This window comes from Pseudomonas sp. FG1 (assembly GCF_034313875.1).
GTDB classification, from domain to species: Bacteria; Pseudomonadota; Gammaproteobacteria; order Pseudomonadales; family Pseudomonadaceae; genus Aquipseudomonas; species Aquipseudomonas veronii.
In genome coordinates, this window is the sequence record NZ_JAVIWP010000001.1 from 3,759,914 (window position 1) to 3,786,913 (window position 27,000).

20 protein-coding genes are annotated in these 27,000 nt (G+C 63.0%); 12 read left to right on the forward strand and 8 right to left on the reverse strand.

Translation table 11 applies throughout. The features are described 5' to 3' along the window. Positions 1–5: 5 nt before the first annotated feature. From RGV59_RS17500 to RGV59_RS17515, 4 genes are all read right to left on the reverse strand, one after another. Positions 6–2,381, reverse strand: a complete 2,376-nt coding sequence (locus RGV59_RS17500; protein WP_322247017.1) for a TonB-dependent receptor — start codon at positions 2,379–2,381, stop codon at positions 6–8. 112 nt (positions 2,382–2,493) lie between these two features. Beyond that, positions 2,494–3,471 carry a FecR domain-containing protein gene (locus RGV59_RS17505; protein WP_126586872.1) on the reverse strand — a complete coding sequence of 326 codons (978 nt, stop codon included), beginning with the start codon at positions 3,469–3,471 and terminating at the stop codon, positions 2,494–2,496. After that, complete coding sequence (locus tag RGV59_RS17510) at positions 3,472–3,987, reverse strand: sigma-70 family RNA polymerase sigma factor (RefSeq protein ID WP_079445008.1); 516 nt, start codon at positions 3,985–3,987, stop codon at positions 3,472–3,474. A gap of 135 nt (positions 3,988–4,122) precedes the next feature. Then, positions 4,123–5,367 (reverse strand): MFS transporter, encoded by a 1,245-nt coding sequence (locus RGV59_RS17515; protein ID WP_026140147.1) that lies wholly within the window; start codon positions 5,365–5,367, stop codon positions 4,123–4,125. A gap of 116 nt (positions 5,368–5,483) precedes the next feature. On the opposite strand from RGV59_RS17515, the gene RGV59_RS17520 reads away from it, so the two are divergent. The 4 genes from RGV59_RS17520 to RGV59_RS17535 all read left to right on the forward strand — a co-directional run bounded on the left by RGV59_RS17520 (position 5,484) and on the right by RGV59_RS17535 (position 11,738). After that, positions 5,484–7,694, forward strand: a complete 2,211-nt coding sequence (locus tag RGV59_RS17520) for a TonB-dependent receptor (RefSeq protein WP_126586874.1) — start codon at positions 5,484–5,486, stop codon at positions 7,692–7,694. A 183-nt stretch (positions 7,695–7,877) separates the two neighbouring features. Continuing rightward, the gene (locus RGV59_RS17525) at positions 7,878–9,140 is read left to right on the forward strand and encodes a serine hydrolase domain-containing protein (RefSeq protein WP_026140145.1); all 1,263 of its coding nucleotides are present in this window, start codon (positions 7,878–7,880) and stop codon (positions 9,138–9,140) included. A gap of 116 nt (positions 9,141–9,256) precedes the next feature. Further along, on the forward strand, positions 9,257–10,594 hold the full coding sequence (locus RGV59_RS17530; protein ID WP_126586877.1) for a hypothetical protein: 1,338 nt from the start codon (positions 9,257–9,259) through the stop codon (positions 10,592–10,594). A gap of 40 nt (positions 10,595–10,634) precedes the next feature. Further along, a complete protein-coding gene (locus RGV59_RS17535; RefSeq protein WP_126586879.1) occupies positions 10,635–11,738 on the forward strand; it encodes a polyamine ABC transporter substrate-binding protein in 1,104 nt (367 codons plus the stop codon). A gap of 26 nt (positions 11,739–11,764) precedes the next feature. On the opposite strand, the gene RGV59_RS17540 is transcribed toward RGV59_RS17535, so the two are convergent. Both RGV59_RS17540 and RGV59_RS17545 read right to left on the reverse strand, forming a co-directional pair. Then, positions 11,765–12,376: a TetR/AcrR family transcriptional regulator gene (locus RGV59_RS17540; RefSeq protein ID WP_046383969.1), complete on the reverse strand. Its 612-nt coding sequence runs from the start codon at positions 12,374–12,376 to the stop codon at positions 11,765–11,767. Between the two features lie 98 nt (positions 12,377–12,474). Next, positions 12,475–14,247, reverse strand: coding sequence for a sigma-54-dependent Fis family transcriptional regulator (locus RGV59_RS17545; protein ID WP_126586881.1), 1,773 nt, complete (start codon positions 14,245–14,247; stop codon positions 12,475–12,477). 270 nt (positions 14,248–14,517) lie between these two features. Between RGV59_RS17545 and RGV59_RS17550 the strand changes: the two genes are divergently transcribed. From RGV59_RS17550 to RGV59_RS17560, 3 genes are all read left to right on the forward strand, one after another. Next, positions 14,518–15,993, forward strand: coding sequence for a benzaldehyde dehydrogenase (locus RGV59_RS17550; RefSeq protein WP_108525606.1), 1,476 nt, complete (start codon positions 14,518–14,520; stop codon positions 15,991–15,993). Between the two features lie 57 nt (positions 15,994–16,050). Beyond that, a complete protein-coding gene (locus RGV59_RS17555; RefSeq protein WP_046383966.1) occupies positions 16,051–16,818 on the forward strand; it encodes a coniferyl-alcohol dehydrogenase in 768 nt (255 codons plus the stop codon). An 81-nt stretch (positions 16,819–16,899) separates the two neighbouring features. Then, complete coding sequence (locus tag RGV59_RS17560) at positions 16,900–17,847, forward strand: SphA family protein (RefSeq protein ID WP_017847937.1); 948 nt, start codon at positions 16,900–16,902, stop codon at positions 17,845–17,847. Here the strand turns inward: RGV59_RS17560 and mhpT are convergent. Next, on the reverse strand, positions 17,844–19,073 hold the full coding sequence (gene mhpT / locus RGV59_RS17565) for a 3-(3-hydroxy-phenyl)propionate transporter MhpT (protein ID WP_017847936.1): 1,230 nt from the start codon (positions 19,071–19,073) through the stop codon (positions 17,844–17,846). The two genes, RGV59_RS17560 and mhpT, sit on opposite strands and share 4 nt — an antisense overlap. Before the next feature lie 312 nt (positions 19,074–19,385). On the opposite strand from mhpT, the gene RGV59_RS17570 reads away from it, so the two are divergent. Further along, on the forward strand, positions 19,386–20,711 hold the full coding sequence (locus tag RGV59_RS17570; RefSeq protein ID WP_026140144.1) for an OprD family porin: 1,326 nt from the start codon (positions 19,386–19,388) through the stop codon (positions 20,709–20,711). 4 nt (positions 20,712–20,715) lie between these two features. Here RGV59_RS17570 and RGV59_RS17575 read toward each other — a convergent pair whose 3' ends face one another. Then, a complete protein-coding gene (locus RGV59_RS17575) occupies positions 20,716–21,204 on the reverse strand; it encodes a MarR family winged helix-turn-helix transcriptional regulator (protein ID WP_046383963.1) in 489 nt (162 codons plus the stop codon). A 213-nt stretch (positions 21,205–21,417) separates the two neighbouring features. Here RGV59_RS17575 and RGV59_RS17580 point away from each other — a divergent pair, with 213 nt between their 5' ends. The 4 genes from RGV59_RS17580 to RGV59_RS17595 all read left to right on the forward strand — a co-directional run bounded on the left by RGV59_RS17580 (position 21,418) and on the right by RGV59_RS17595 (position 26,977). Further along, entirely contained in the window at positions 21,418–22,248 is an 831-nt protein-coding gene (locus tag RGV59_RS17580) for a p-hydroxycinnamoyl CoA hydratase/lyase (protein ID WP_017847933.1), read from the forward strand. 108 nt (positions 22,249–22,356) lie between these two features. Continuing rightward, the gene (locus RGV59_RS17585) at positions 22,357–23,805 is read left to right on the forward strand and encodes an aldehyde dehydrogenase (protein WP_126586883.1); all 1,449 of its coding nucleotides are present in this window, start codon (positions 22,357–22,359) and stop codon (positions 23,803–23,805) included. Positions 23,806–23,867: 62 nt separating this feature from the next. Further along, on the forward strand, positions 23,868–25,742 hold the full coding sequence (locus RGV59_RS17590) for a feruloyl-CoA synthase (protein WP_126586885.1): 1,875 nt from the start codon (positions 23,868–23,870) through the stop codon (positions 25,740–25,742). Next, positions 25,739–26,977, forward strand: coding sequence for a thiolase family protein (locus RGV59_RS17595; protein ID WP_126586887.1), 1,239 nt, complete (start codon positions 25,739–25,741; stop codon positions 26,975–26,977). The genes RGV59_RS17590 and RGV59_RS17595 overlap by 4 nt, the downstream gene beginning before the upstream one ends. Positions 26,978–27,000: the final 23 nt, after the last annotated feature.

A 27,000-nucleotide genomic window follows, 5' to 3' on the forward strand; every position in this document is an offset into this window, starting at 1 on the left:
AGGTGTCAGAAGTCGACCGTGGCCGAGAGTAAAAGCGTGCGTGGCGAGCCCTGGGAAAACGCTCCATAAGAGGCGACACCCGACCAGTACTCGCGATCGAACAGGTTTTGCACCGTGGCGCGGAACGTTGTCGGCCGCTGTGCGATACGCGTGGTGTAACGTGCGCCGAGGTCGATGCGGGTCCAGGGATCCAGTTGTTGGCTGTTGGCCTGGTTGACGTACTGGCGGGCGGTATAGATCGCGCCACTGGTGAACGTCAGCCCCTCGACCCAGGGGATGTCCCATTCGGCCCAGAGGTTGGCTTGTACATCCGGCACGCCGACCGGGGTGTTGCCCCGGTTGGCGGCAATGCCGGTTTTGGTCAACTGCGCATCCAGCAGCGTCACCCCCCCGAGCAGGCGCGCGCCTGGGGCGACCTCGCCAAACAGGTTCAGCTCGATGCCCCGATTGCGCTGTTCGCCTTGCACCGAAAACGTCCCGCCCGACAACTCGCCGCTGGGCTTCTTGATCTGGAACAGCGCCAGGGTCGCCATGAACGTGCCGTAGTCGAGCTTGACCCCGATCTCCTGCTGCCGGGAAACGTAAGGGGCGAAGATCTGGCCTGCATTGGCGGCGTTGGCCGGGGCGACGTCGCCCTTGCTCAGGCCCTCAAGGTAGTTGTAGTAGAGCGACACATGGTCCCAGGGTTTGACCACCACCCCGAACAGCGGCGTGGTCTTGCCTCCGTCATACGCCGTGCTCAGCGTACCGGAGGCGTTGTAGTTGCTCGACTCAATATGCTGTCTGCGCAGGCCGAAGGTGACCTGCAGGCGTTGTTCGAGCACCGACAGGGTGTCGGCGATGGCGATGCCGGATAATTGCGTCGCGGAGACCTTTGGCGTATCCGGCTCGGCAATCGAAGGCTTGGGCTGATCGATCGGGTGGTAGATGTTCGACAGGATGACCGCGCCGGATGTGATGCCACGGGACAACTCATCGCGATAACGCGAGACTTGCAGGGCCGTGACGTGGCCGACCGGCCCGGTGTCGAAGCGTAGGCGCGTGCCCGCATCGACGGTGTAGCGCTGCACGTTGAACTTGTAATAGCCGGGTGTCGAGGCGGTGTCGCCGGCGGCGTTGAGGAGGGTTGGGGTCTGGTCGGACATGCGCGCGACAGCCGACCTGCCGCCACCGGCATGGGCGAAGACGGTCAAGGCGTCGGTGAGGTCGTATTCACCGCTGAGCAACGCGGATTTATCACGGGTTTCGGACCAGCCCCAGTCTTGGCTCACATTGGTCCGGCCATTGGCGGCGGAAGGCATCTCCACGCCCGTGTCGATCAGGAACGGTCGAGATGCCGCGTCGAACTTTTCTTGCTGGGAGATCAGGTCCAGGCTGCCTCGCAGGCGATCGGACCGGTAGTCCAGGGACACGGCACCGAGCCCGACGGCGCGCGATTGGTCGTCGATCACGGTGTTGCCTTGCTGGACACTGGCGTTGACCCGCACCCCCCATCGGCGTTCCTCGCCAAAGCGCCGGCTGATGTCGATATGGTTCCCCAGTTGCGCATCCTGGGCGTAACTGGCGGTGAACCGCGTCAAGTCTTCATCCAGAGAGCGCTTGGGCACCACATTGATCACCCCGCCGACGGCACTGTTGGGCGACATGCCGTAGAGCAGTGCGCTCGGGCCTTTGACGACCTCGATGCGTTCGGCGTATTCGGTGAACACCCGATAGTTGGAGGCCACGCCATAGACACCGTCGAAGGCCAGCTCACCGAGGTTGCCTTCGCCGACCGGAAACCCACGGATAAAAAAAGAATCGACAATCCCGCCGGTCTGCCCGGTGGCACGGACCGACGAATCGCGCTCCAGCACGTCGCCCACGGTCGTTGCCTGTTGGTCCTTGATCAGCGCCGAGGTGTAAGTGCTGACGCTGAAGGGGGCGTCCATTACATCGGTATTATCCAGCATGCCCAGGCGTCCTCCCGCGGCCACCTGGCCCCCCGGATACACCGGGGGCAAGGTCTCGGCCGGCTGGTCGTGGCCACTGATCGTGGTCTGCGCCAGGGTGACCCTGCGGAGCGCCAAGGTGTAGCTGCCGTCGTTGCGCAGCAGCATGTCCAGGCCACTGCCGGCCAGCAAATGCGCGACTGCCGCCTGGGTCGAGTAATTTCCAGAAAGCCTTGGGCTGATCAACCCTTCAGTGATCGACGGCTCGAAGGACAAGGCAATGCCGGCCTCCACGGCAAAGCTCGACAAGGTTGCGCCGAGCGGTCCGGGGGCAAGGTTGTACGCGCGCACGGTCACTGAATCCAGCTGCACCGGCGCGTCCGCCCGGGCCAAAGGGCAGGCCGCACCGATCAGGGTCAGGCTGAGCAACGCGCTGCGAATGACCGGCATCAATGGGGGGCCCTGTGGCGAGAGGAAGTGGCTGTTCCTTCATTGCCAGTTGAGATCAAAAAAAGTATCAGCCCGGCAACGTTTTTTTTTTGCGAGGTTTGCCTTCGCGGCGTCAGGCGGGCGACAGCGTGACCCAATACCCGTTCAAATGGCCGGTGGCGAGCACCGGGTAGGTTTGCACCAGCATGTTCAAGGTGCGTTGGGTATCGCTGATCGGGAAGGCACCGGAGACGCGCAGGTCGGCAATGGCCGGATCACAGCGCACAAAACCACGACGATAACGCGCCAGCTCGGCAACGAAATCCGCCAGGCGCATCTTGTCCGCCATCAGCATGCCCTGGGCCCAGGCACCGACGTAGCGACCGGCGGCAGTCAGCGCTCCAAAGGTCTGGGAGGAAAAGTCGGTGCGCTGCCCTGCGTTGACGATCAGCGGCTCCGTTTGGCGGTTTTCGGCCAGTTCCACTTTCACTGCGCCTTCCAGTACGGCGAGCTGGGTACGCGGGCCCAGTTCACGCACGGTAAAGCGCGTGCCCAGGGCCTGCATGCGGCCCTGTCGGGTGATGACGAGGAAGGGGCGGGGGACGGAAGCGGTATCCGGTGCGGTCTGCACCAGTATTTCGCCTTCGCGCAGATGGATGAGCCGCTGTTGGCCATCAAACAGCACATCCATGGCGGTGTCGGTATTCAACGTGATGCGTGAGCCATCGGCCAGGGTCAATTCGCGTCGTTGGCCCACGGCCGTGCGGTAGTCGGACGACCATCGGCCTGACTCCACCAGCTTCCAGCTGCCCCAACCCGCCGGTATCACCGCCAGCAGCAGGGCCAATTTACCCAGGGCTGCACGCCGCTCCGGATTGCTTGGCCGATCCAGCGCCGACATCGCCAGGGAAGACGGCAAGCCGCCCAGCTTGCTTTGCAGCAATTGCGCCCGCGACCACGCGCGATCGCGCTCGGGGCTGCTGACCTTCCAGCGCTCCCACTCGGCACGTTCGTTGTCGCTCAGCCCGTTGTCGCTCAAACGCATCAGCCATTCGGCGGCTTCTTCAAGCACGTCGGGATTCAGCGGTGGCTCTCTGCGCAGCGCGCGCATCTATTCGACCATCATCATGCAGTGCAGGAACGCTTGCTTCATGTAGCGTTTGACGGTGATCAGCGAGACGTCCAGTTGCTTGGCGATGTCGTCGTATTTCAGCCCGTTGATCTGCGACAGCAGGAACGCCCGCTTCACCAGCGGCGGCAGGGCATCGAGCATGGCGTCGATTTCGTGCAGGGTTTCCAGCACCATGAAGTGCGATTCAGGCGACGGCACATCCTGCGCGGGCGCATTGGCGAGTGCCTCCAGGTAGGCGCGCTCCAGCGCCTTGCGCTGGTACCAGTTGATCAGGATGCCCTTGGCCACGCAGCTCAAGTAGGCGCGAGGCTGCTCGATTACCGTGACCTGTGAAGCCAGGATGCGGGTGAAGGTGTCCTGCGCCAGATCCGCCGCATCCATGGCGTTGCCCAGTTTTCTTTTCAGCGTCGCGTACAGCCAGCTGTGATGCCCGCTGTACAGGGCCTCAATCGCGCGCAGGTGACTCGGGTTGTTCGCGGAGTGGGTTTGGCTCATGGCGCGGGCGTGCATCTAATTGAGAAGTATTCCCAATGCTAGTTGACAAGATGCTTGAAAAGCAAGGGGGGATCAGTGCCCCGCGATCGGTGCGATCCCCTGTGCTGGCGTGTCCTTCATCGCCAGGCACCTGGTTCAATCCCGACCCGCGACTTGGTGGGGTTGCTTGCCCGCGGGCCAATAACGCAGAGCGACGATCAGCACCAGCGCCAGCACATACGCCAGGCAAACGAACAGATACGTGTAGGGCAGGCCATACGCTTGGCTGAGCAAGCCCCCGATGCAGATACCGGCAATCGAGGCAAACTGCGTGGTGCTTTGCGCGATACCCAGTACATAGCCCTGTCGGGCGCTGTCGGCGGTGGTCGAGATCAGGGCCATCAGCACTGGCGTCGTGGCACCCAGCAGTACTCCCCAGACGAAGTAGGCCAGGATAAACACCACGGGGTTGCGGGTAATGCCCGCCACGGCGGTCAGCGCGATGCAACCGATCACCACGTAAGTGATGCGCTGCAGCGTCTGGCGTAGAGAGCGCTGCTCGAAGTAACGCGACCATGCCGTCGCCGAAAGAATGAAGCCCAGGGCCAATAGCCCGTAGCACAGGCCGACCACTGAGTGGCTGACATCGAATGTGGAACTGACGTAAAGCGAGAACGAAGTCTGGGGCAGCATTCGCGCCAACAGCAGAATCCCCATGATGCCCAACAGCGACAGCAGGGGCGAGCCGCGCCAGCCGGCAGCGCTGGCCTGGGCGGGGGCGCAGGTGTTTACCGGCGCGGTTTTTTCCACGGGGGGGACGTCCGGCAGTGTCATGGCGGCGATCACCGTGCAGGCGGCGCATAACACCGAGGCCACGATATTGATCCAGAAAAACGTCGCGTAATCGAGAATCAGGCCGCCGAGCACGGCGCCCAGCAACGAGCCGACGTTGGTCGAGATCTGCAGAATCGCGAACAGCCGGGCCCGGCGCGACGGGCTTTCGATACTCACGCCGTAGGCCTGCGCCGGGGCAATGTAGCCCGCGAAGGCACCCTGCAGGAAACGCAGGGCCAGGATCGCCCAGATGTCGCTGAAAAACGCCAGGCCGAGCTGGGTCAAGGACAACCCGGCGAGCGCGCGGATCATCATCAACTTGTGCCCGTATCGATCGCCGATACGGCCCCAGAACGCACTGGTCAGCATGATGCCCAGCATCGGTCCCACGTAGACGGCGATGCTGGCGAAACTGAAAAGCGCCTCCGAAGAGGCCAGCCCGCGCAGGTGTACGGGCCAGAACGGCCCGCTCATTTCCATCGCGCCCATGGAGACCAGTTGGATCGCGAACAAAAGATAAACAAGGGTCCTGACACTTGAACCCTGAATGACACCTGCATGGGACATGGGACGGCCTCGGCGGATGAACCCGGTAAAAAAACAGGGAGGGATGATACTTTTTCGCAAGTCGGCTGGCATTAGGAGTGATTCCCATTTTCCTACGTTGAAAGGATCCTCTCGTCATGCCCGTTATCTGTCGTCCCTATGGTGAACGTGTGTTAACCCTCGCGATTCGGAGCGCCATGCTGAATGTCGTCTTGGTCGCATGCAGCGCCAACGCCTCGGCGGCTACGCCACAGCCCGCAGCGGGCGGCGCGTCAACGCCTGACAGCGCGCAGAGCCTGATCCTCGACACCACCACCATCGACGCCCGCGAGGCTGGCGCCACGGCATTGCCGCCGGTACTGGCCGGCGGGCAGGTCGCCCGTGGCGCGCGCCTGGGGATGATGGGCAACAAGGATGTGATGGACGCCCCGTTCAGTGTGACCAGCTACACCGCCAAAACCCTGGCCGACCTGCAAACAGTGACGGCGGCCGACGCCCTGGAACGCGATCCTTCGGTGCGGTCCACGGGGCAGACGGGCGGTATCGTCGATTCGTTTTTCATCCGTGGGTTTGCCATCGGCGAAGGCAACCTTGGCGAGTTGGCCTATGACGGCGTGTACGGTGTGGCGCCGAACTACCGGACGTTCACCGACTACGCCGAACGCATCGAGGTGCTCAAAGGGCCCGGTGCGCTGATGTACGGTGTCTCGCCGAACAGCGGCGTTGGCGGCGTCATCAACATCGTGCCGAAGCGGGCGCTGGATGAAGACCTGACGCGCTTTACCGGCAGTTACGCATCGGACTCTCAAGTGGGCGGCCACTTGGACATCAGCCGGCGCTTTGGTGAAGAAAACCAGTTTGGCCTGCGCTTCAACGGCAGCCTCCAGGGCGGCGACACCGCCGTCGATAATCAGAAGCGCGAGGTGGATATCGGGGCCATTGCCTTGGATTATCGCGGCGAGCGGTTGCGCCTGAACCTTGACTACATCAGCCAGAAAGAAAACTTTGACGGCGCCTCGCGCCCCTTCACCGTCGCAACGGGCATCGACGTGCCATCTGCCGCCAATGGCCGCACCAGCCTGCCGCAAAAATGGGGGTGGTCGGACACCAAGGAACAGTCGACACTGCTCGGCGGCGAGTATGACTTGAGCGATGCGCTGACCGTGTTCGCCCATGCCGGCGGGGGCAAGTCGGATGTGAAGCGCCTGTCCGACCAGGTGCCCAGGATCCTCAACGACGCCGGCGATACCAGCAATATCCCGGGTTACTACAAGTTCAACGTCGACCGTTCGACCGCCGATGTGGGCCTTCGCGGGCTGTTCGCCACCGGGCCGGTGACGCACATGACCACGCTGATGGCGACCCGTTACCGGGACGAACTGTCCCGAGGCATCACCAATGGTAAGGAGATCCGCTCCAACATCTATCACCCGGTGGATACGCCCAAGCAATACCTCGACGCCCCCAAGGTGCTGCGCATTTCGGAGACGGAACTGTCCGGCGTCGCACTGACGGACACCCTGGGCATGCTGGACGACCGCCTCCAACTGACCCTCGGCCTGCGTCGGCAAGCGATCGAGTCGCGTAACTACAATGCCGCCGGGGCTGTCAGCTCCCGCAACAAAGACACTGCCACGACGCCGTTGCTGGGCGTCGTGGTCAAGCCCTGGGATGACGTGTCTTTGTATTACAACTATGTCGAAGGCTTGAGCAAGGGCGATACCGCCCCAGGCACCGCGAACAACGGTGGCCAGACATTCGCCCCTTATGTGTCCAAACAGCACGAGCTCGGCGTGAAGTATGAACACCACACGTTCATCACGAGCGTGGCGTTGTTCCAGATCGAAAAGCCCAGCGGCGAGCTGGGTGCCAACAATGTGTATTCCGTGCAATCGGAGCAACGCAACCGTGGCGTGGAAGTGAGCCTGTACGGGGAAGTCGCGCCGGGCACGCGCTTGATGGGGGGCGTGACGTTCCTCGACGGCGAGTTGACGAAGTCCGCCACCGCAGCCAACCGGGGCAACAAACCGGTCGGCGTACCCGACATCCAGGCCAACCTCTGGGCCGAATGGGATACCCCATGGCTGGAAGGCTTTACCTTGACCGGCGGCGCGATCTACACCGACAGCCAATACGTCAACCAGGCCAACACCCAGGAACTGGACGCCTGGACTCGCATCGATGCGGGCGCGCGTTATGCCACGAAGATAGAAGGGCGACCTACGACGTTCCGCGCCACCGTGCAGAACGTATTCGACCGTGAGTACTGGTCGGGCGTCGCGTCCTACGGCGCCTTTTCCCCGGGATCTCCGCGCACCTTGCAGTTGTCGGCCACGGTTGATTTCTGAGGTCGGTGTGGAGTGTGCTTTTCATGACGGCGAATGTGCGGCTCACCGCCGGCGACCGGCTCGATGCAGCGATAGCGGAGTTGGTGTTATCGAGTAAAAAGTTTTATTGACTAAAGATAAATGTCGGGTAATGATTTCTGTGCATCTGCTCTCATGCAGAGTCATCTCCAGGGTCATCTCCCGATGAGTCATAAAAACCCGTCTTTTCTTGCGACGCTTTACGTCGAGGCCACTGAATCGTCGTCGGCCACTTGCGCGGCCCCTTTGCTGATGCATGGCTTTCCCGCCGAGCCGGAACACCGAGTCACATGGCACAACTGGATGCGTCCGCCCTTCAGCCAGTGGGGGTTCCGCAACCTGGCGCGCTTGCGCCCCACCATCGACGTACCGGCGGGTCCAGGGCCGGTCGGTACGCTCAAGCAGGCTCCCAATGCGCTGGACCAGCTGTGTTTCGACAGTGAGTGTGGGCTGAGCATCAGCGTTATCGACCACCTCGAGGCCAGCCAGACCGACGCCTTTTTGGTGATGCAGGGCGACACGGTATTGTTCGAGCGCTACTTCAACGGTCAGCAGGCCTGCGACCGGCACATCATGTTTTCGGTGACCAAATCGCTGATTGGCACCCTTGGCGAACAGCTGGTTTCCAGTGGCGTGCTCGAGCCCGGGTTACCCGTCGCGTACTACGTGCCCGAACTGGTGGGCAGCGCGTTTGGCGATGCGACGGTGCGCCAGTTGTTCGATATGGCGGTGGGCATCGACTACAGCGAGGTGTACGACGATCCCAACTCGGAGAGTTCGCAGTACGGTTACGCCTGCGGGTTTCAACCGGCACCGGCGCAATACGCCCAATTCGAGTCGTTGTACCAGTACCTGCCATCCCTCAAAAAGCGCGCCAGCCACGGTGGCTTTTTCCATTATGTGACCGCGACCACCGAAGCCTTGGCTTGGGTCATGGAGCGCGCCTCGGGCAAGGCCTGCAGTCAGTTGTTGGCAGAAATCTGGAGCCGGCTGGGCTGTGATCGCGACGGCTATTTCATGGCTGATCCCTGGGGACGTAACGTCGCCGGGGCGGGTTTCAGTGCGACGTTAAGAGACATGGCGCGCTTCGGTCGTCTGCTGGCCAACGATGGCTGTCACGAGGGGGTTGAGCTGCTGTCGCCCGAGACCGTGGCACGTATCGCCGCCGGCGGGGATCCGGCGATCTACGCGCAAAATGCCGAGTTCTCCGGCTGGACACCGGGTGCCTCCTATCGAAGCCAGTGGTACGTGTTCAACGATCACAGCCAGGCCCTGATGGCTGGCGGTATCCACGGCCAGTACCTGTTCATCGACAAGCCCTCCGGCGTCGTGATCGTCAAGCAATCGTCGCTGACCGATGCGGTCGGCCCGTTCGATGCCGATAGCGTGCGAATGCTGCGCGCTATCAGCGCTCACCTGAGTCACTGACACACCCCGAAAAATAAGAGTCTTGCGTTCTATTCACCTGGCTTTGCCATGTGTTGGCGGCGCTTTGCGTCGCCATTGACTGCCCTGTAACAACAATAATCACACAGGAGCTTCTTATGGTTTTCATCAAGCGTTTCTCTCGAGCGCTCATAGCGGTCGGCTTACCCTTGACCACCCACCTCGCGTTGGCGGGCTACACCTTTGAGGACGGCGATCTCAAGGGCGAAGTCAACCTCACCGCGGGGGGCGCGACGCTATCAACCCGCGGCGTCAACTTCGGCAGCGGCCGGGTCGATGCGCGCAACGGTAAAAATGGCGGCACCAAGATCGACTGGCAAGAGTTCTACGTAAAACCCGGGGTCAAACTCGAGTATGCGTTGCAACCCGATTTCAGCTTGCTGGCCGGCGGTTCCCTGGTCGCGGCAAGCACGTTCGGTGACGGCGACGCGGGCGGCTTTACCCGCAGTTCCGACGGCAAGGTTGCCGCTGAAGAACTGTACGGCGGGTTCCGCGCCGGTGAGTGGAAGTTCACGGCTGGCCGCCAGAACTACATGGTCGGTACGGGGTTCATCGTCATGGACGGCAACCTGGACCAGCTCAAGGACGGCGCCTACTGGCTGGGCCCTCGAACCGCCTTCAAGGATTCGGCGATCCTGGCCTGGGAACATGGCGCCTTGAAGTCTCAGGCATTCACCCTGCGCACCGACGATGACCTGGGTGATTTCCGCATGACCGGCGTCAACCTCGATTACAACCTCGACGACCAAGTGACCCTGGGTGCCATGGCCATGCGGGTCAACGCCCTGGGGCCCAAAGGCAGCACGCTGCCTCGTCGTCGCGACGGCATGCAGGTGTACAACCTGCGGGCGCTCAATGCCAAGGTGCCCGGCGTACCGGCGCTGACTCTGAATGCGGAGTACGCGTTGGAGCGCGGTAGCGGCGAGGGGGGCGATTACGATGCCAACGCCTGGTACGGCCAGGCCGACTATGCCTTCAGCACGTTGCCGTTGACGCCCGTCATCGGTTATCGCTACGCGAGCTTTTCCGGTGATGACAGCCTCAGCGATAACCGCCAGAAAGCCTGGGACCCGTTGAGCAAGGGCTTCGTCGACTGGAGTACGTGGCTCGTCGGCGACGTGGTCGGCAACTACCTGCTGTTCAACAGCAACGAAAATGTCCAACAGTTCTCGCTCAAGACCCACCTCAACGAGACCCTGACCCTCGGCGCCATTCACTACCAGTTCTGGCTCGATGAGAAAAACTACATGGGCGCGGCGGTCCGCGATCGGCGCTTTGCCGATGAGAGCGTGATATTCCTCGACTGGACGCCCACGCCGTCGTTCTATACGTCGCTGTCCTATAACTGGGTCAAACCACTGGCCGCCGCCAAGCAGGTGTTCGGTGACGACCAGACCTTCAGTGCGTTGGAACTGTATTTCACCTATCGCTATTAAGTGCCGCGAGCCTTTGCGGCCGCGCTGGAGTGTTTTTATCATGAACAGTTTTTTGCGTAATACCCTGCTGGGCACTGTCGCTTCGTTGTTGATCAGCGGTTTTTGCCTGGCCGAAGAACGAACCGTAAGGATCTACAACTGGATCGAATACCTGCCGCCGGAAGTGCTCAAGAGCTTCCAGGAAGAGACCGGAATCCGCCCGATCTACGATGTATTCGACAGCGCCGAAACCATGGAGTCCAAGCTGCTGACGGGAAACTCCGGGTATGACGTGGTATTTCCGGGCACCGCCAACCTGGGGCACCTGATCACCGCTGGTGCCGTCCAACCGTTGGACCGCGCGCAGTTGCCGAACTGGCAGCACCTGGACCCCGAGTTCATGAAATCCCTGGAAGCGGTGGGGGACACCGGCAACCGCTACGCCGTGCCTTACCTATGGGGCACCACATTGATCGGCTACAACGTCGACAAGGTGCGCAAAGCCCTGGGCGCCGACGTGCAGATGAACAGCTGGGACATCATCTTCAAGGAAGAAAACCTCGCCAAGCTCGCCAGTTGTGGCGTGGGTTTCCTCGACGCCGGCAACGAGATCCTGCCGATTGCCTTGCACTACAAGGGCCTCGACCCCAATAGCCAGAAGCGTGAGGACTATGTGCAAGCCCAGGCCGTGATGATGAAGATCCGCCCTTACGTCACTTACTTCAACTCGTCGCGCTACGGCATGGACCTGGCCAACGGTGATATCTGTGTGGGTGTGGGCTGGTCCGGCGGTGTCGCATTGGCCGCGCGACTGGCAGATGCCGCCGGCAAAGGCGTCAAGGTCGAGATGGCACTGCCCAAGGAAGGCGCGCCGATGTGGGCGGACGTGATGATGATCCCGGCCAATGCGCCCGATACTGCAGAGGCCCATGCGTTCATCAATTACATCCTGCGCCCGGACGTGATTGCGCGCATCAGCAACAAGATCGGCTACCCCAACCCGAACAAGGACGCCACTGCGCTGGTGGACGCCAGCATCCGCAACGACCCCAACATGTATGTGCCGGAGGAAGCGCGCAAGACCCTGTTCGCCCTGGAGCCGATCCCGGCCGCCGTGGAGCGCATCCGTACCCGCACCTGGACCGCCATCAAGAGCAACCGCTGATCAGTATGGCCTGACCCCGCAATGGGTCAGGCCTGCATGCCGTAAAACAGCAACTCGGTGATACGCCTGACCTGGGTAGAGTGCGCGTCGATATCCGGGTGTTCCTGGTTCACCAGCCTGAACAGTTGCAGGTGCGAATAGTCGTTCAACAGGAACGCGGCCAATTCCACATCAAGTTGCGGACGCAGCTTGCCGGCCCGTTGCAATTCCCGCAGCAATTCGCTGATTTCGGCCCTGAGCGCATCGTTCATGGCCCGATAGCCTGCCGGCAGTTCATTGTTGCCACCGAAGAGAATCAGCGGCAGCAGTTCACGCCACAGGCTGGGGTGCATGACTTCCAACGCATAGCCGGTAAGAAGGCGTTCCAGGTGGCAGAGCGCCTCGACCGGGTCGTCTATTTCGTGGATCCGGCTGCGGGTGTCGGTGATCGCGCGTTGATCGGCGTGGTGCAGGATTTCCAGGATGATTTCCTGCTTGTTGCCGAAGTACTTGAACACCGTCGGCGGCGACACCCCGGCCTGGCTGGCGATCTGTTCGATGGTGGTGTTCTGGAAACCCTGGCGTTCAAACAGTTCGATCGCGGCCTTGCTGATAGCTTGCCGGCGTTCGGCTTTCTGACGTTCACGCAGTCCGCTCACAGGAGATCCTTGTCACGAGTAAAAAGGGGGGCGCTTGTCGCCCCGGTATCCCTGCAAAATACTTAATTGGGTAAAGCTTTTAAAGCACTAATTGCTATTCAAGGAGTTTGCCGCTGATGCTTCTTCAATCGGTAGGCAAATTGAGCGCGGCTGAGCCCCACGAGCCTGGCGGCGGCGGCCAGGTTGCCGGCGTTTTGTTGCAGCGCTTCATTGATCAGGCGCGATTCAAGGCCGTCGATGGAAAACCCCTGGTCCAGCTGGCCAAGGGTGTCCAGCAGTGCAGGGCGGGGCGCTGTGGTGGTTAGCTGCGGCCCGCTGTTTGACAGGCTGCCGTGGTCGTCCAGGCCATAGGGATCGGCGGGCATCGGCTCGTTGCGAAACAGGTGCACCAGGTCAATCGCTTGGCCTTCGTCACTGGCGATCAGGCCGCGTTCGATCAGGTTTTGCAGCTCGCGCACATTGCCCGCGAAGTCATAGCGCAGCAAAACCTTCAGGGCGCGCATGGTCAGGCCCGCCGGCGTTCGCGCGTATTCCTGGCAGAAGCGCGTGAGGAATGCGTTGATCAGCAGCGGGATGTCGTCCCTGCGTTCGCGTAGCGGTGGCAGGGCGATGGGGTAGACATTCAGCCGGTAGAACAGGTCTTCACGAAACGTACCGTCAGCCACGGCTTTACGCAGGTCGATATTGGTGGCGGCGACCACGCGCACGTCCACCTTGATACCGCGCACGCCGCCGACCCGTTCGATTTCCCGCTCCTGCAAGGCCCGCAGCAACTTGCTCTGCCCGCCCAGGCTGAGGCTGGTGATTTCATCCAGGAACAGCGTGCCGCCCTGGGCCCGTTCGAAACGTCCGGGGCGCGAGTGCGTCGCGCCGGTATAGGCACCGCGTTCGACACCGAAGAGTTCGGCCTCGATCAGGTTATCCGGAATGGCGGCGCAATTGAGCGCCACGAACGGGCCGTCATGGCGGTGACTGAGCTGGTGCAACTGGCGCGCAAACATCTCCTTGCCCACTCCGGACTCACCGCTGATCAACACCGTTGCCGGGGTCAGCGCGACGCGTTGCAGGGCTTGTGTCGCGGCGTTGAACGCCGCGCTGGCGCCCACCAACGTTTGCGGCGGGTTGGCCCTGGCGCTGCGGCTCACCGGGTGCTCGGGCGTGGGCGCGAGCGTGGTGCTGGTGACGGCCTGGGACACATTCAGGTAGCGCAGGTCCTGCTCGACGTCACCCCATTGCTCGGCCGTCTTGCCGATCACCCGACAGCTGCGGTGGCCCATGCCACGGCATTCCACTTCGCGGAAAATCACCATTTGCCCGAACAGGCCACTGACGAAACCGATGGCATAGCCGGTTTCAGTCCAGCACACCGGGTCCTGGCCGATGCCGTAGGCGCGCACATGCTCATCGGCCTCGCAGGAGTGGTGCCAGAGGAACTCACCTTCATAGAACCCCGAATCGGCATCGAACTTGAAGTGCAGCGGCTCGACCTTGGTCATGCCCTCCAGGGTGTGCAGGTGTGTCCCGGCGCGAAACACCGCGGCGGCATCGGCCTGTGGCCAGCGCTCGCGTATCAACCGCGCATCCCGCGCGCCGGAGGCATAACCGGTGCGGGTGAACAGGCCGCGCGCCTGCTCCAGGCCCAGGCGCTCGATGACCTCCCCGCGCAGGGCGCCGAACGACGAACTGTGCAGCAACAACATGCGTTGATCGTTGAGCCAGATACGCCCGTCTTCGGGAGAAAAAAACAGGCAGTCGGTCAGTTCCGCCCGCGTGGGCGAGCTGCCGGCGCTGAGTTGGCGGCTGTCGCCGCGCGGATGGAAGGCCGCGTTGGCCACCCGGTCGTCGGGCAGCGCACTGGGGGGATTAGTCATTGTTATGCCCCTGCAAAGCGAGTGAACGATATGAGTAACTGCTCAGATAGTTATTAAACATAACCTTATCAATTGAACAAGTGGTAGGGCGCCGGTTCTTGCAGGCAACCGCTCGGTGGGGTGTGAGCGCAGCGCGGCGGGCCGCGATCCAGAGCCCTCGACGCGTTACGTCAGCAGCTTTGCGCGCAAGCGGCACAGCCTTTGCTCAAGGCTTGATGCGGCGTTTGCACCCTGTGCAGGCGATGACAATTACAAGAACTCGGAGTTGCCATGTCAGTGTCTGAAACCACTCACTTTCTACAGCGGGCCATTGCGTCCGAATGCCTGTTCAACGGCGATTGGATACCCGCCTCGGGGTCCGTGATCGCGGTGATCGAACCCGCCACCGGCGAACCCCTGATGCGCTGCGCCATGGCCACCCCGGCCGACATCGCCATCGCCTGCCGCAACGCGGCCCTGGCGCAGCCGGCATGGGCTGCATTCGGCCCTCGGGAGCGCGCCGAGGTGTTTCGCAAGGCGGCGGACCTGGCTCAGCAGTCCTTCGCGGAACTGGCGCTGTATGTCGCCCGGGAAACCGGCGGCGCGTTGTTCAAGGGTGAACACGAAGTGCGCGAAGCGATAGTGCTGCTGCATCAGGCGGCGGGGCTGTTGTCCCAACCGCACGGGGTGGTGCTGCCCAGTGAAGCCGGGCGCCTGTCCTATGCGCGGCGTCAGCCCCATGGCGTGGTCGGGGTGATTTCGCCGTTCAATTTTCCGCTGATACTGTCGCTGCGCTCGGTGGCGCCGGCGCTGGCGGCGGGCAATGCGGTGGTGCTCAAGCCCGACCCGCAGACGCCGGTCAGTGGTGGTTTTCTCATCGCCCGGCTGTTCGAGGAGGCGGGCTTGCCCAAGGGCCTGCTGCAGGTGTTGCCCGGCGCTGCGCCGGAGGGGGAGGCGCTGTGCCGCGATCCGAATGTGCGGATGATTGCGTTCACCGGATCCACCGCGGCGGGGCGCAAAGTCGCCGAAGTGGCGGGGCGACACCTGAAAAAAGTCGCGCTGGAACTGGGCGGCAAAAACCCGCTGATCATTCTCGAAGACGCCGACCTCGACCTGGCCGCGAGCAATGCCGCCTGGGGCGCCTGGATGCACCAGGGGCAGATCTGCATGGCGACCGGCTTGATTCTCGCCCACGAATCCATCGCCGAACGCCTTACGCGCAAGTTGGTGGACAAGGCCCGGGCGTTGACGGTGGGCAATGCCGCCCGCGGTGAGGCCGCGCTCGGCCCATTGATCAACCAACGGCAATTGCAGCGCGTACACGCAATCGTCAGCGACAGCCTGCAAGCGGGCGCGCGGTTGGAGGCGGGCGGCGAATATGACCGGTTGTTCTACCAGCCCACCGTGCTCAGTGGCGTGCGTCCGGGGATGCGCGCGTTTGAGGATGAAATCTTCGGCCCGGTGGCCACGGTGGTCAGCTTCGCCACGGACGAGGAGGCCATCGAACTGGCCAACCGCACCGAGTACGGCCTGTCGGCCGCCATCATCTCGCCGTCGGTCGGGCGCGCCATGGCCATCGGCGAGCGGCTTGACTGCGGCCTGTTGCATATCAACGACCAGACCGTGGCCGACGAATGCATCAACCCGTTCGGCGGGCGCGGCGCCTCCGGTAATGGCGGCAGCGTGGGCGGGCCGGCCGACTGGGACGAGTACAGTCAGTGGCAGTGGGTCACGCTGAAAAATACACCGCCTGCCTATCCGTTCTGAGCCCTGGCTCATCGGTTTGATCCACCCATGCCTATACAAAAACAAGAGGGCTTGAACATGAACCTGCAGAACAAAACCTTGATCGTCACTGGCGTCGCTTCCGGCATTGGCGCCGAGCTGGCGCGGCTTGCGCGCTTCCAGGGGGCCACGGTGATCGGCGTTGATCGTCATGCACCGCAACTGACCCTGGATAGCTTCGTCCAGGCTGACCTGGGCGACCCTGCCAGCATCGATGCGCTGGTGGCACGCCTGCCGGCGCGCATCGATGGGCTGTGCAACATTGCCGGCGTGCCCGGTACGGCGCCCTTGCAAGCGGTGGCCACGGTCAATTACCTGGGGCTGCGGCACCTGACCCAATCGCTGCTGCCACGCATGTCGGCGGGCGGCAGCATCGTCAATGTCGCCTCGGTCCTCGGCGCGCAATGGCCGCAACGGCTGGAGCGGCACAAGGCCCTGGCCGCGACGCCAAGCTTCGAGGCAGGGCAGCAGTGGCTGGCGGCCAACCCGGTGGAGCAGGACAACTGTTATCAGTACTTCAAGGAAGCGCTGATCGTGTGGAGCTTCCAGCAATCCCAGGGCTGGTTTCGCGATCACTCGGTACGCATCAACTGCGTCGCGCCGGGGCCGGTGTTTACCCCGATCCTCGGCGATTTCGTCAGCATGCTCGGGCCGGAACGGGTGGCCGCAGACAGCCAGCGCATGACCCGGCCAGCCCTGGCCGATGAGGTGGCAGCGGTGATTGCCTTCCTCTGCTCGGACGCTGCGCGCTGGGTCAACGGGGTCAATCTGCCGGTGGACGGTGGCTTGGCCGCGACCTACGTGTAGCGCTTGCAACGGCGCTAAACCCCGGCGCGGCGCCTCCGCGCCGGGGGTCTTGAACAACAACAAAAATACAGGACATCCAAGATGCTCAAGCCTATCTTGCGGACGGTTGCGGCCATGCCTTTTGTCGCACTGTCATCGATTGCACACGCTTACGACCTGCCCGGGCTCAACCTCGGTAGCACCAGTTTCTACGACGGCTCACCGGCTCCGGCCGGCCCTGGCTGGTACCTGGAGGAATACCTGACGTACTCCCGGGCCAGCCGCTTCAATGACGCCAACGGTCACAAGCTGGCGTTGCCCAGGCAGGACCTGGACGTGGTGGCGCCCACCACGCAGATCATCTACCTCGGGCAACCCCTGGCCAATGGTGCGATGCCGGGACTCACCCTGATCAACACCTCCCTGGTCCACGCAGATGTCGACGATGGCTTGAACAATGCGGCGCTGAGTTCTCGCGCCGGGTTTGGTGATGTGACTGTGGGGCCCTTCCTGCAACTGCCGACCCTGAGCCGCGCCGATGGCAGCCCGTTGTTGACCCAACGTGTCGAAGCCGATATCTCGGTGCCGGTGGGGGCCTATGACCGCAAGCGCTCGATCAACCCAGGCAGCAACTTCTGGTCATTCAACCCGTATTACGCGGCAACGTACTGGTTCAGCCCGAAGTGGTCGGCGAGCGGGCGTTTCATGTACCTGTGGAATGGCAAGAATGATGAGCCGCAGGCCGGTTTTGGGGATGTTTCCGATACCCAGGCCGGCCAGGCGTTGCATGCCAACCTGACCGTGCAATATGCCTTGAGCCAGCAACTGAGCGTGGGGGTGAACGGCTACTGGTTGAAGCAGATCACCGACACCCAGGTGGACGGGCACGCCGTGAGCGGGCGCCGGGAGAAGGTCTGGGCCATGGGCCCAGGCCTGTTATACGCCTTCAACAAGGAGAACGTGCTATCGGTGAACGCCTACTTTGAACAGCAGGCTGAGAACCGCACCGAGGGCAATAAACTGGTGCTCAATTGGCTGCACAAGTTCTAGGCTTTGGTGTGCCCGGCCGCTTCCGGGGTGGACAGGTTCAGTGGCGCCTTACGCACCATGACGGTGATGATGGCCAGCGCCGCGATCGCCAACCCGGGGGAGGTCGCCAGCAGGACGCCTGTGGTGCCCGCACCTGCGGCGAGCAGTTGTCCCGCCGCCAGCGGTCCGGCCACCGAGCCCAGCCGGCCGATGGCCACGGCCGCACCGACGCCGGTGGCGCGCACCGCCGTTGGATAGGAGGGCGGTGCCGACGCATAGAGCACCAACTGCGCGGCCATGACGAACAAGCCCGCGGCGAAACCGGCGATGGCCATGGGCACGATGCCCACCGACAGCCCGACCCCGGCCAGGGCCGCGAGCAACCCGGCATACACGAACAGCACCACTCTGAGGGCATTGCAGCGGTCCAGCAGGACACCGCCGAGCAGCGAGCCAAGGGCGCCGCCGATGTTGAACAGCATCTGCACCATGCCCGCCTGGGGTTTGCTGAAGCCTTGTTCGAGCAACAACGACGGCAGCCAGTTGAGCAGCATGTACATCACAGTCAGGGTGAAGAAGTAGCTGAGCCACAAGGCCAGCGTGGTGCCTGCGCGCCCTTCGCCGAACAGCGCCTGGCGAGTGGAGGGGCGGGCACTGAGGGTATTGTCGAGCTGTTGGCGAAAGGCGTTGGACTCGGGCAGCAGCAGGATCATCAACGGCACGGCCAGCAAGGGCGCCAGGCCGCCGATGATAAAGGTGGTCTGCCAGTGTTCACTGGAAAACATCGCCACCACCGCCGCCAATGCGCCGCCCAACGGCACGCCGCAGTACATCACACTGATGGCGGTGCCCCGGCTACGTTCGCTGACCGCTTCGGCGCACAGCGCGATCAGGTTGGGCAGCGCGGCACCCAGCCCGAGGCCGGTCAGAAAGCGCACCAACAGCAGGCTCGAGTAGCTTTCGACAAACGCGGTGCAAAGCGAGAACAGCCCGAACAGCAGCACGGCGATCACCAGGATTTTCTTGCGCCCGATTCGGTCGGCGACCCAGCCGCCGAAGAACGCCCCCGGCAGCAGGCCAATGATCCCGACGCTGAACACCCAACCGAGCATCTTCGGGTCCAGGGCAAAACTCTGGCGCAACCCCGCGGCGGCGGTTCCGGCGGCTTGCAGATCGAACCCTTCGATCAGCGCAACGATAAAGCACAACGCGATAGTCAGCGTCGAACGACGCGATGGACTGTCCATGGGCAAACCTCATTGTTGTTGTTTTTGTTGTGGTGGCGAGCGCAAGTGGCTGCTGCTGATTAAGATAACAAAGATAACTAAAAAATGAATGGCGTATTAAAAATGCTAAAAACAGTAAATAAGTGCTTTAAATTCATGGTGTTGTGATGCGTGTAAGTGTTCATCATAAAAATAGATAGCTTTATTAATGTTCGATTATCGGTCAGTCGCTGTTGACGAGTGCCGTCGGCTGTTTCCATTCTCTGTTGGCGAAGCCGAACGGGCCGAGCGTGTGCCACCCCCAAAAACAACAACAAAAAATGGACAACGAACATGCCAAAACTCCCGATGGAGGACGCCGTTGCAGTGGCGTCCGTCTCCTGTGTGTCGAACCGCAAGCCAGGCCTGGTCATGGCGTTGCTGGCCTTGAGCGTGTTGCCCTCCCAGCTGTGGGCGGCCGGCTTTATCGACGACAGCCACGGCACCTTGACCCTGCGCAATTACTATCTGGATCGCGACTACAAGGACGACGGTGCAAAGACCGCTGCGCGAGAATGGGCCCAGGCGTTCATCCTCAACCTGGAATCGGGGTACACCCCGGGCCCGCTGGGCTTTGGCCTGGATGTGCGCGGGTTGATGGGGGTCAAGCTCGATTCTTCGCCGGACCGCAGCGGCACCGAGTTGTTGCCGGTGTCGGCCAGCGACAAGCGTGCCGCCGATGAGTACTCGCGCCTGGCGCCGACCGCCAAGCTGCGGTTTGCCCAAACCACCGTGAAGACCGGTGACGTGTCGATCTTCCTGCCGTTCGCCTTTGCCAGCCCGTCGCGCCTGCTGCCGCAAACCTTTCGCGGCACCACCTTGAGCTCCAAGGACATCGACGGCCTGACCTTCAATACCGGCTATATCGACCGCATCAACAAACGCGACTCCACCAGCTACCAGGCCATGACCATCGCCTCGCCCAACCGGCGTTTCAACGCCACCGCCACCACCTCGCACCTGGCTTACGTCGGCGGTGACTACCAGGTCAACAAAGACCTCAGCCTGCGCGCCTATCACTCGCAGATAGCCGACCTCTACCAGCAGGACACCCTGGCGTTGCTGCACAATCTGCCCGTGGGCGATGGCGTGCTCACCAGCGACCTGCGCAGTTTCTTCAGTCGCGAGGACGGCAGCGCCAAGGCGGGGAACGTGGATAACCGCAACCTCTCGGCGTTGTTTGGCTACCGCCTGGGCGGTCACAAATTCAGCCTGGGCTACATGCATTCCAGTGGGGAGACGGCCACGCCCTATATCTCCGGGACGGAGCTGATGGGCATGAGCGAACTGACCATGAGTTCGGACTTTCTCAACGCCAAGGAGCGCACCTGGCAGGCGATCTACGACTACGACTTCGCGGCTTCCGGTTTACCGGGCCTGAAGGGCCGGCTGCGTTACGTGCGCGGCGATAACATCGAGCTGGCGGCATTCAACGCCGAGGATCGCAAGGAGCGCGAGTTCCAGATGGAGCTGGGCTACGTGATCCAGAGCGGCCCGCTGAAGAACGTCGGGCTGCTGGCGCGCAAGTCGATCTATCGCAATGACTTCCCGGCTGGCGCGGCATTTCGCGATGAAAACCAGACCCGTTTCCTGGTGCTCTACACCGTGGCGCTCTGGTAAGCCGTCAGTCCTGATACACCTTCTTCAGCAAGCGCAGCAGCTCTGCACGTTCCTCAGCGTCCAGGGCTGCGGTGGAGTCCAGGTCACTCTGGACGGCGATCTCTTTGAGCGCCTTGAGCAGAGTTTCGCCGGTCTTGCTGAGGAAGATCCCATAGGAGCGCTTGTCTGGTTTGCAGCGCACACGCACGGCGAGGGCGCGGCTTTCCAGCTTGTTCAGCAACGGCACCACCTGGGGCGGCTCAATCGCCAGCGCGCGAGCCAGGTCGGTCTGCATCAGGCCGGGATTCTGCTCGATGATCGCCAGGGCCGAGAACTGAGCGGGGCGCAGGTCGTGCTCGGCAAGCCGACCGATCAGGTTCTGGAACAGCTTGAGCTGCGCACGCCGTATGGCGTAACCGATCAGGTCGTCCAGGGCCGAATCCAGCGGCGCACGCCCCTCGGTGGTGTCGGGCAGGGCCAGGTTGGCGTCGGCGATGTTGGAAGGCTTGGCCATTGACAGTGCAATCCTCAGAAGGTGGAGGTTAAGAAAGCTATCTAGTTTGCCGAGGTTCGTGAGCCATGGCTATGCCGGCTTTTCATAACGCCCGAGCGGCTTAGGTTTTACAAGGGGAAAATATTGGTTATCAAGGTTAATAGTTAATTGACATAATTATATTTGCGGTTTAATTTCGAATCATCTTCCAACCAAGAACAAGAGCGTACCGTCATGAGCAATTACGAAGGCCGTTGGACCACCGTCAAGGTTGAAATCGAGGAAGGCATTGCCTGGGTCATTCTCAATCGCCCGGAAAAACGCAACGCCATGAGCCCGACCCTGAACCGCGAAATGATCGACGTCCTGGAAACCCTGGAGCAGGACCCCGACGCCGGCGTACTGGTACTGACCGGTGCCGGTGAAGCCTGGACCGCCGGCATGGACCTCAAGGAATACTTTCGCGAAGTGGATGCCGGCCCGGAAATCCTCCAGGAGAAAATCCGCCGCGAAGCCTCGCAATGGCAATGGAAACTGCTGCGCATGTACGCCAAGCCCACCATCGCCATGGTCAATGGCTGGTGCTTCGGCGGCGGCTTCAGCCCATTGGTGGCGTGCGACCTGGCGATCTGCGCCGACGAAGCCACCTTCGGCCTCTCGGAAATCAACTGGGGCATCCCACCGGGCAACCTGGTGAGCAAGGCCATGGCCGACACCGTGGGCCATCGTCAATCGCTGTACTACATCATGACCGGCAAGACCTTCGGCGGGCAGAAGGCCGCCGAGATGGGCCTGGTCAACGAAAGCGTACCGCTGGCGCAACTGCGCGAAGTGACCATCGAACTGGCGCGCAACCTGCTGGAGAAAAACCCGGTGGTGCTGCGGGCGGCCAAGCATGGCTTCAAGCGTTGCCGCGAACTGACCTGGGAGCAGAACGAGGATTACCTCTACGCCAAGCTCGATCAGTCGCGCTTGCTCGACACCGAAGGCGGCCGCGAGCAGGGCATGAAGCAGTTCCTCGACGACAAGAGCATCAAGCCCGGCCTGCAGACGTACAAACGCTGAGGCTGGCCGGCGAATGGCGGGCGCATCCCGCTGTTCGCCGCCTCACCCTGGCGCTACTGTGACATCGCTTGAATGCATTCCCCATAAAGACAATAAAGAGGAATCACCATGCTGGACGTGCCCCTGTTGATCGGCGGCCGGTCGTGCCCCGCCCGTGACGGTCGAACCTTCGAGCGTCGCAACCCGGTGACCGGTGAAGTGGTTTCGCGGGTTGCCGCCGCGACCCTGGACGATGCCGACGCCGCCGTGGCCGCAGCCCAGGCGGCGTTCCCCGGCTGGGCCGCGCTGGCGCCGAATGAACGCCGCACCCGGTTGCTCAAGGCGGCCGAACACTTGCAGGCGCGCAGCGCCGAATTCATTGCCGCCGCCGGCGAAACCGGCGCCATGGCCAACTGGTATGGCTTCAACGTGCGCCTGGCGGCCAACATGCTGCGTGAAGCGGCGTCGATGACCACCCAGATCACGGGCGAAGTGATTCCCTCCGATGTGCCCGGCAGTTTCGCCATGGCCCTGCGTCAGCCGTGCGGCGTGGTGCTGGGGATTGCGCCGTGGAATGCCCCGGTCATCCTCGCCACGCGCGCTATCGCCATGCCGCTGGCCTGCGGCAATACCGTGGTGCTCAAGGCTTCGGAGTTAAGCCCGGCAGTGCATCGCCTGATTGGCCAGGTCTTGCAGGATGCCGGGCTGGGCGATGGCGTGGTCAACGTCATCAGCAACGCACCGGCCGATGCCGCCGCGATTGTCGAACGGCTGATCGCCAACCCGGCGGTGCGCCGGGTCAACTTCACCGGCTCGACCCATGTCGGGCGGATTGTCGGCGAACTCTCGGCGCGTCACCTCAAGCCGGCCTTGCTGGAACTGGGCGGCAAGGCGCCGCTCCTGGTGCTCGACGACGCCGACCTGGATGCGGCGGTTGCCGCGGCAGCGTTTGGTGCCTACTTCAACCAGGGGCAGATTTGCATGTCCACCGAGCGCCTGATTGTCGATGCCAAGGTCGCCGATGCGTTTATCGCCAAGCTGACCGCCAAGGTCGCCAGCCTGCGCGCCGGTGACCCCGCGGCGGCGGATTCGGTCTTGGGTTCCCTGGTGGATGCCAGCGCCGGCACACGCATCAGGGCCCTGATCGACGATGCGCTGGACAAGGGCGCACGGCTGGTCGCGGGCGGCCAGTTGGAGGGCAGCATCCTGCAGCCGACCCTGATCGATGGCGTCACCGAGAACATGCGCTTGTACCGCGAAGAATCCTTCGGCCCGGTGGCGGTGTTGCTGCGCGGTGACGGTGATGAAGCACTGCTGCGCCTGGCCAACGACTCCGAGTTCGGCCTGTCGGCGGCGATCTTCAGCCGCGACAGCGGGCGTGCGTTGGCGCTGGCGCAGCGGGTGGAGTCGGGCATTTGCCACATCAACGGGCCGACCGTGCATGACGAGGCGCAGATGCCCTTTGGCGGGGTCAAGTCCAGCGGTTACGGCAGCTTTGGCGGCAAGGCGTCGATTGAACACTTCACGCAATTGCGCTGGGTGACCTTGCAGAACGGGCCGCGGCATTACCCGATCTGAGCAGGCGTCGCGACATAACAATAACAAGGCGGCTGTGATCCGCCTTGCTGGAGGACACCCTTGTGAGTTCCGAATTCAGACCGCAACCCCAGCCCGCACCGCGCTACCGCGAGGTCTCCATCGGCCACGCCCCGGTGGCGGTCACTGAAGAGCAGGGCGTGCTGCATATGCGTTCCCTGGAGCCATTGGCCGAGTTGCCGGCGCGCTTGCTCGATCGTCTGGTGCATTGGGCCCGGGTGCGTCCCGAGCAGACCTTCATTGCCGCACGCCAGGCCGATGGTGACTGGCGTCGCGTCAGCTACGCGCAGATGCTTGAGAGCGTGCGGGCGATTGCCCAGGCCTTGCTGAGTTACGGCCTGTCGGCAGACAAGCCGCTGGCGTTGCTGTCGGGCAATGACATCGAGCATCTGCAACTGGCCCTCGGCGCGATGTATGCCGGTATCCCTTACTGCCCGGTGTCGCCGGCGTATTCGTTGTTGTCCCAGGACTTCGCCAAGCTGCGGCATGTATGCGACCTGCTGCAGCCGGGGCTGGTGTTCGTCAGCGATGCGGCGGCCTACCAGCGCGCGATCGACGCGGTATTGCCGGCCGAGACGCCGCTGATCAGCGTGCGCGGCCATGTGCCGGGACGCACCCAGGTCAGCTTCGCGAGCCTGCTGCAAACCCCGGGCGGCAGTGCGGCCGATCAGGCGTTCAATGCCACCGGCCCGGACAGCATCGCCAAGTTTCTTTTCACCTCGGGCTCGACCAAATTGCCCAAGGCGGTGATCACCACGCAACGCATGCTCTGCGCCAACCAACAGATGCTGTTGCAGACGTTTCCGGTGTTCGGCGAAGAGCCGCCGGTGCTGGTGGACTGGTTGCCGTGGAATCACACCTTCGGCGGCAGCCACAACGTCGGCATCGTGCTCTACAACGGCGGCACCTTTTACCTCGACGCTGGCAAGCCCACGGCCCAGGGGTTTGCCGAGACCCTGCGCAACCTCAAGGAGGTGTCGCCCACGGCCTATCTGACGGTGCCCAAGGGCTGGGAAGAGTTGGTCAGCGCCCTGGAGCAGGATGCCGAGTTGCGCGAGTGTTTTTTTGCGCGAATGAAATTGTTTTTCTTCGCCGCCGCGGGCCTGTCGCAAAGTGTCTGGGACCGCCTCGACCGGGTGGCCGAACAGCACTGCGGAGAACGCATCCGCATGATGGCCGGGCTGGGCATGACCGAAGCCGCGCCATCCTGCACCTTCACCACTGGGCCGTTGTCCATGGCCGGCTATATCGGTTTGCCCGCGCCGGGCTGCGAGGTGCGCCTGGTGCCGGTGGACGGCAAGTTCGAAGGGCGCTTTCGCGGGCCGCACATCATGCCGGGGTACTGGCGGGCGCCGGAACAAACCGCCGAGGTGTTCGACCCGCACGGCTTCTATTGTTCGGGGGACGCGATCAAGCTCGCCGACCCGAATCGGCCGCAACTGGGGCTGATGTTCGACGGGCGCATCGCCGAGGATTTCAAACTGTCCTCCGGGGTGTTTGTCAGCGTCGGGCCGTTGCGCAATCGCGCGGTGCTGGAGGGGTCGCCGTATGTGCAGGACCTGGTGATTGCCGCGCCGGACCGCGAATGCCTGGGCGCCCTGGTCTTCCCCAGGCTCTACGAATGCCGCCGGCTGGCGGGCTTGAACGCCGACGCGAGCGACGCCGACGTACTCGCCAGCGTGCCGGTGCGCCAATGGTTCGGCGACTGGTTGCAGCGCCTCAATCGCGACGCCACCGGCAATGCCAGCCGTTTGGAATGGATTGCCTTGCTCGACGAGCCGGCGTCTATCGACCGTGGGGAAATTACCGACAAGGGGTCGATCAACCAGCGTGCAGTACTGCAATGGCGCGCGGCCAAGGTCGAGGCGCTGTATCGCGGTGAAGATGCTGCGATCCTGCGTGCCGAGCCCAAGCCTTGAGCGGCGTGGGGCAGTATTCGGCGTTTGCCGACGTGGCGATTTACGAGGCGCTACGCACGCCGTGGGTCGACCTCGGTGGCGCCTTGTCCCTGGTCTCGCCCATCGACCTGGGGATCAAGGTCGGCCGTGAAGTCCTGGCCCGTGCCGGTATCGACCCGCTGGCGGTGGACAGCGTGCTGGCCGGCTCCATGGCCCAGGCCAGCTTCGATGCCTATTTGCTGCCGCGGCATGTCGGGTTGTACAGCGGCGTGGCGCAATCGGTGCCGGCGCTGGGGGTGCAGCGCATCTGCGCGACGGGTTTCGAGCTGTTGCGCCAGGCCGCTGAGCAACTGCGCGACGAGGTGCAACTGGCCTTGTGCGTGGCCAGTGAGTCGATGTCCCGCAACCCGATTGCGGCCTACACCCACCGGGATGGGTTTCGTCTCGGTGGCGAGGTGCAATTCAAGGATTTTCTCTGGGAAGCCCTATACGACCCGGCCCCAGGGCTGGATATGATTGCCACCGCCGACCACCTGGCGCGCCGCCATGGCCTGAGCCGCGAGGCCGTGGACCGTTACGCCTGCGCAAGCCATCAGCGTGCGTTGCAGGCGCAGCGTGACGGCGCGTGGGCTGAAGAGATCGTGACGGTCGATAACCAAGTGTTCGAGCTGGAGGGGTATCAGCCGCGTGGCATCAGCCTGGCGCGCCGCGCCGCCGCCGTCACCCAGGACAGCCACCCACGGCCCACCGACCTTGCGGCCCTGGCACGCTTGCGCGCCGTGCATGCCAATGGTGTGCAAACCGCTGGCAACAGCTGCGCGGTGGTCGATGGTGCGGCGGCAGCCCTGGTCGGGCGCGCCTCGGCCTGCCCGCGTGTGCCCCTGGCCCGGCTGCTGGCCAGCGCGGTGGTCGGTGTGGCGCCGGAGTTCATGGGCATCGGTCCGGCGCCGGCGATCCGCTTGCTGCATCGCAGCGGGTTGAGCCTGGATCACATCGGCCGTTTCGAGATCAACGAAGCGCAGGCGGCCCAGGTATTGGCGGTGGCCCAGGAACTGGAGCTGGACAGCACCCGGCTCAACGTCCAGGGCGGTTCGCTGGCGGTGGGGCATCCATTGGCTGCCACTGGCCTGCGCTTGGTCATGACGCTGGCCGGGCAATTACGCCGGCACAACCTGCGCTACGGGATTGCCGCTGCGTGTGTCGGCGGTGGGCAGGGCATGGCGTTGTTGATCGAGAACCCGGCCTATCGCGGTTGAGCGTTCAACGGTGTAACTCCTTT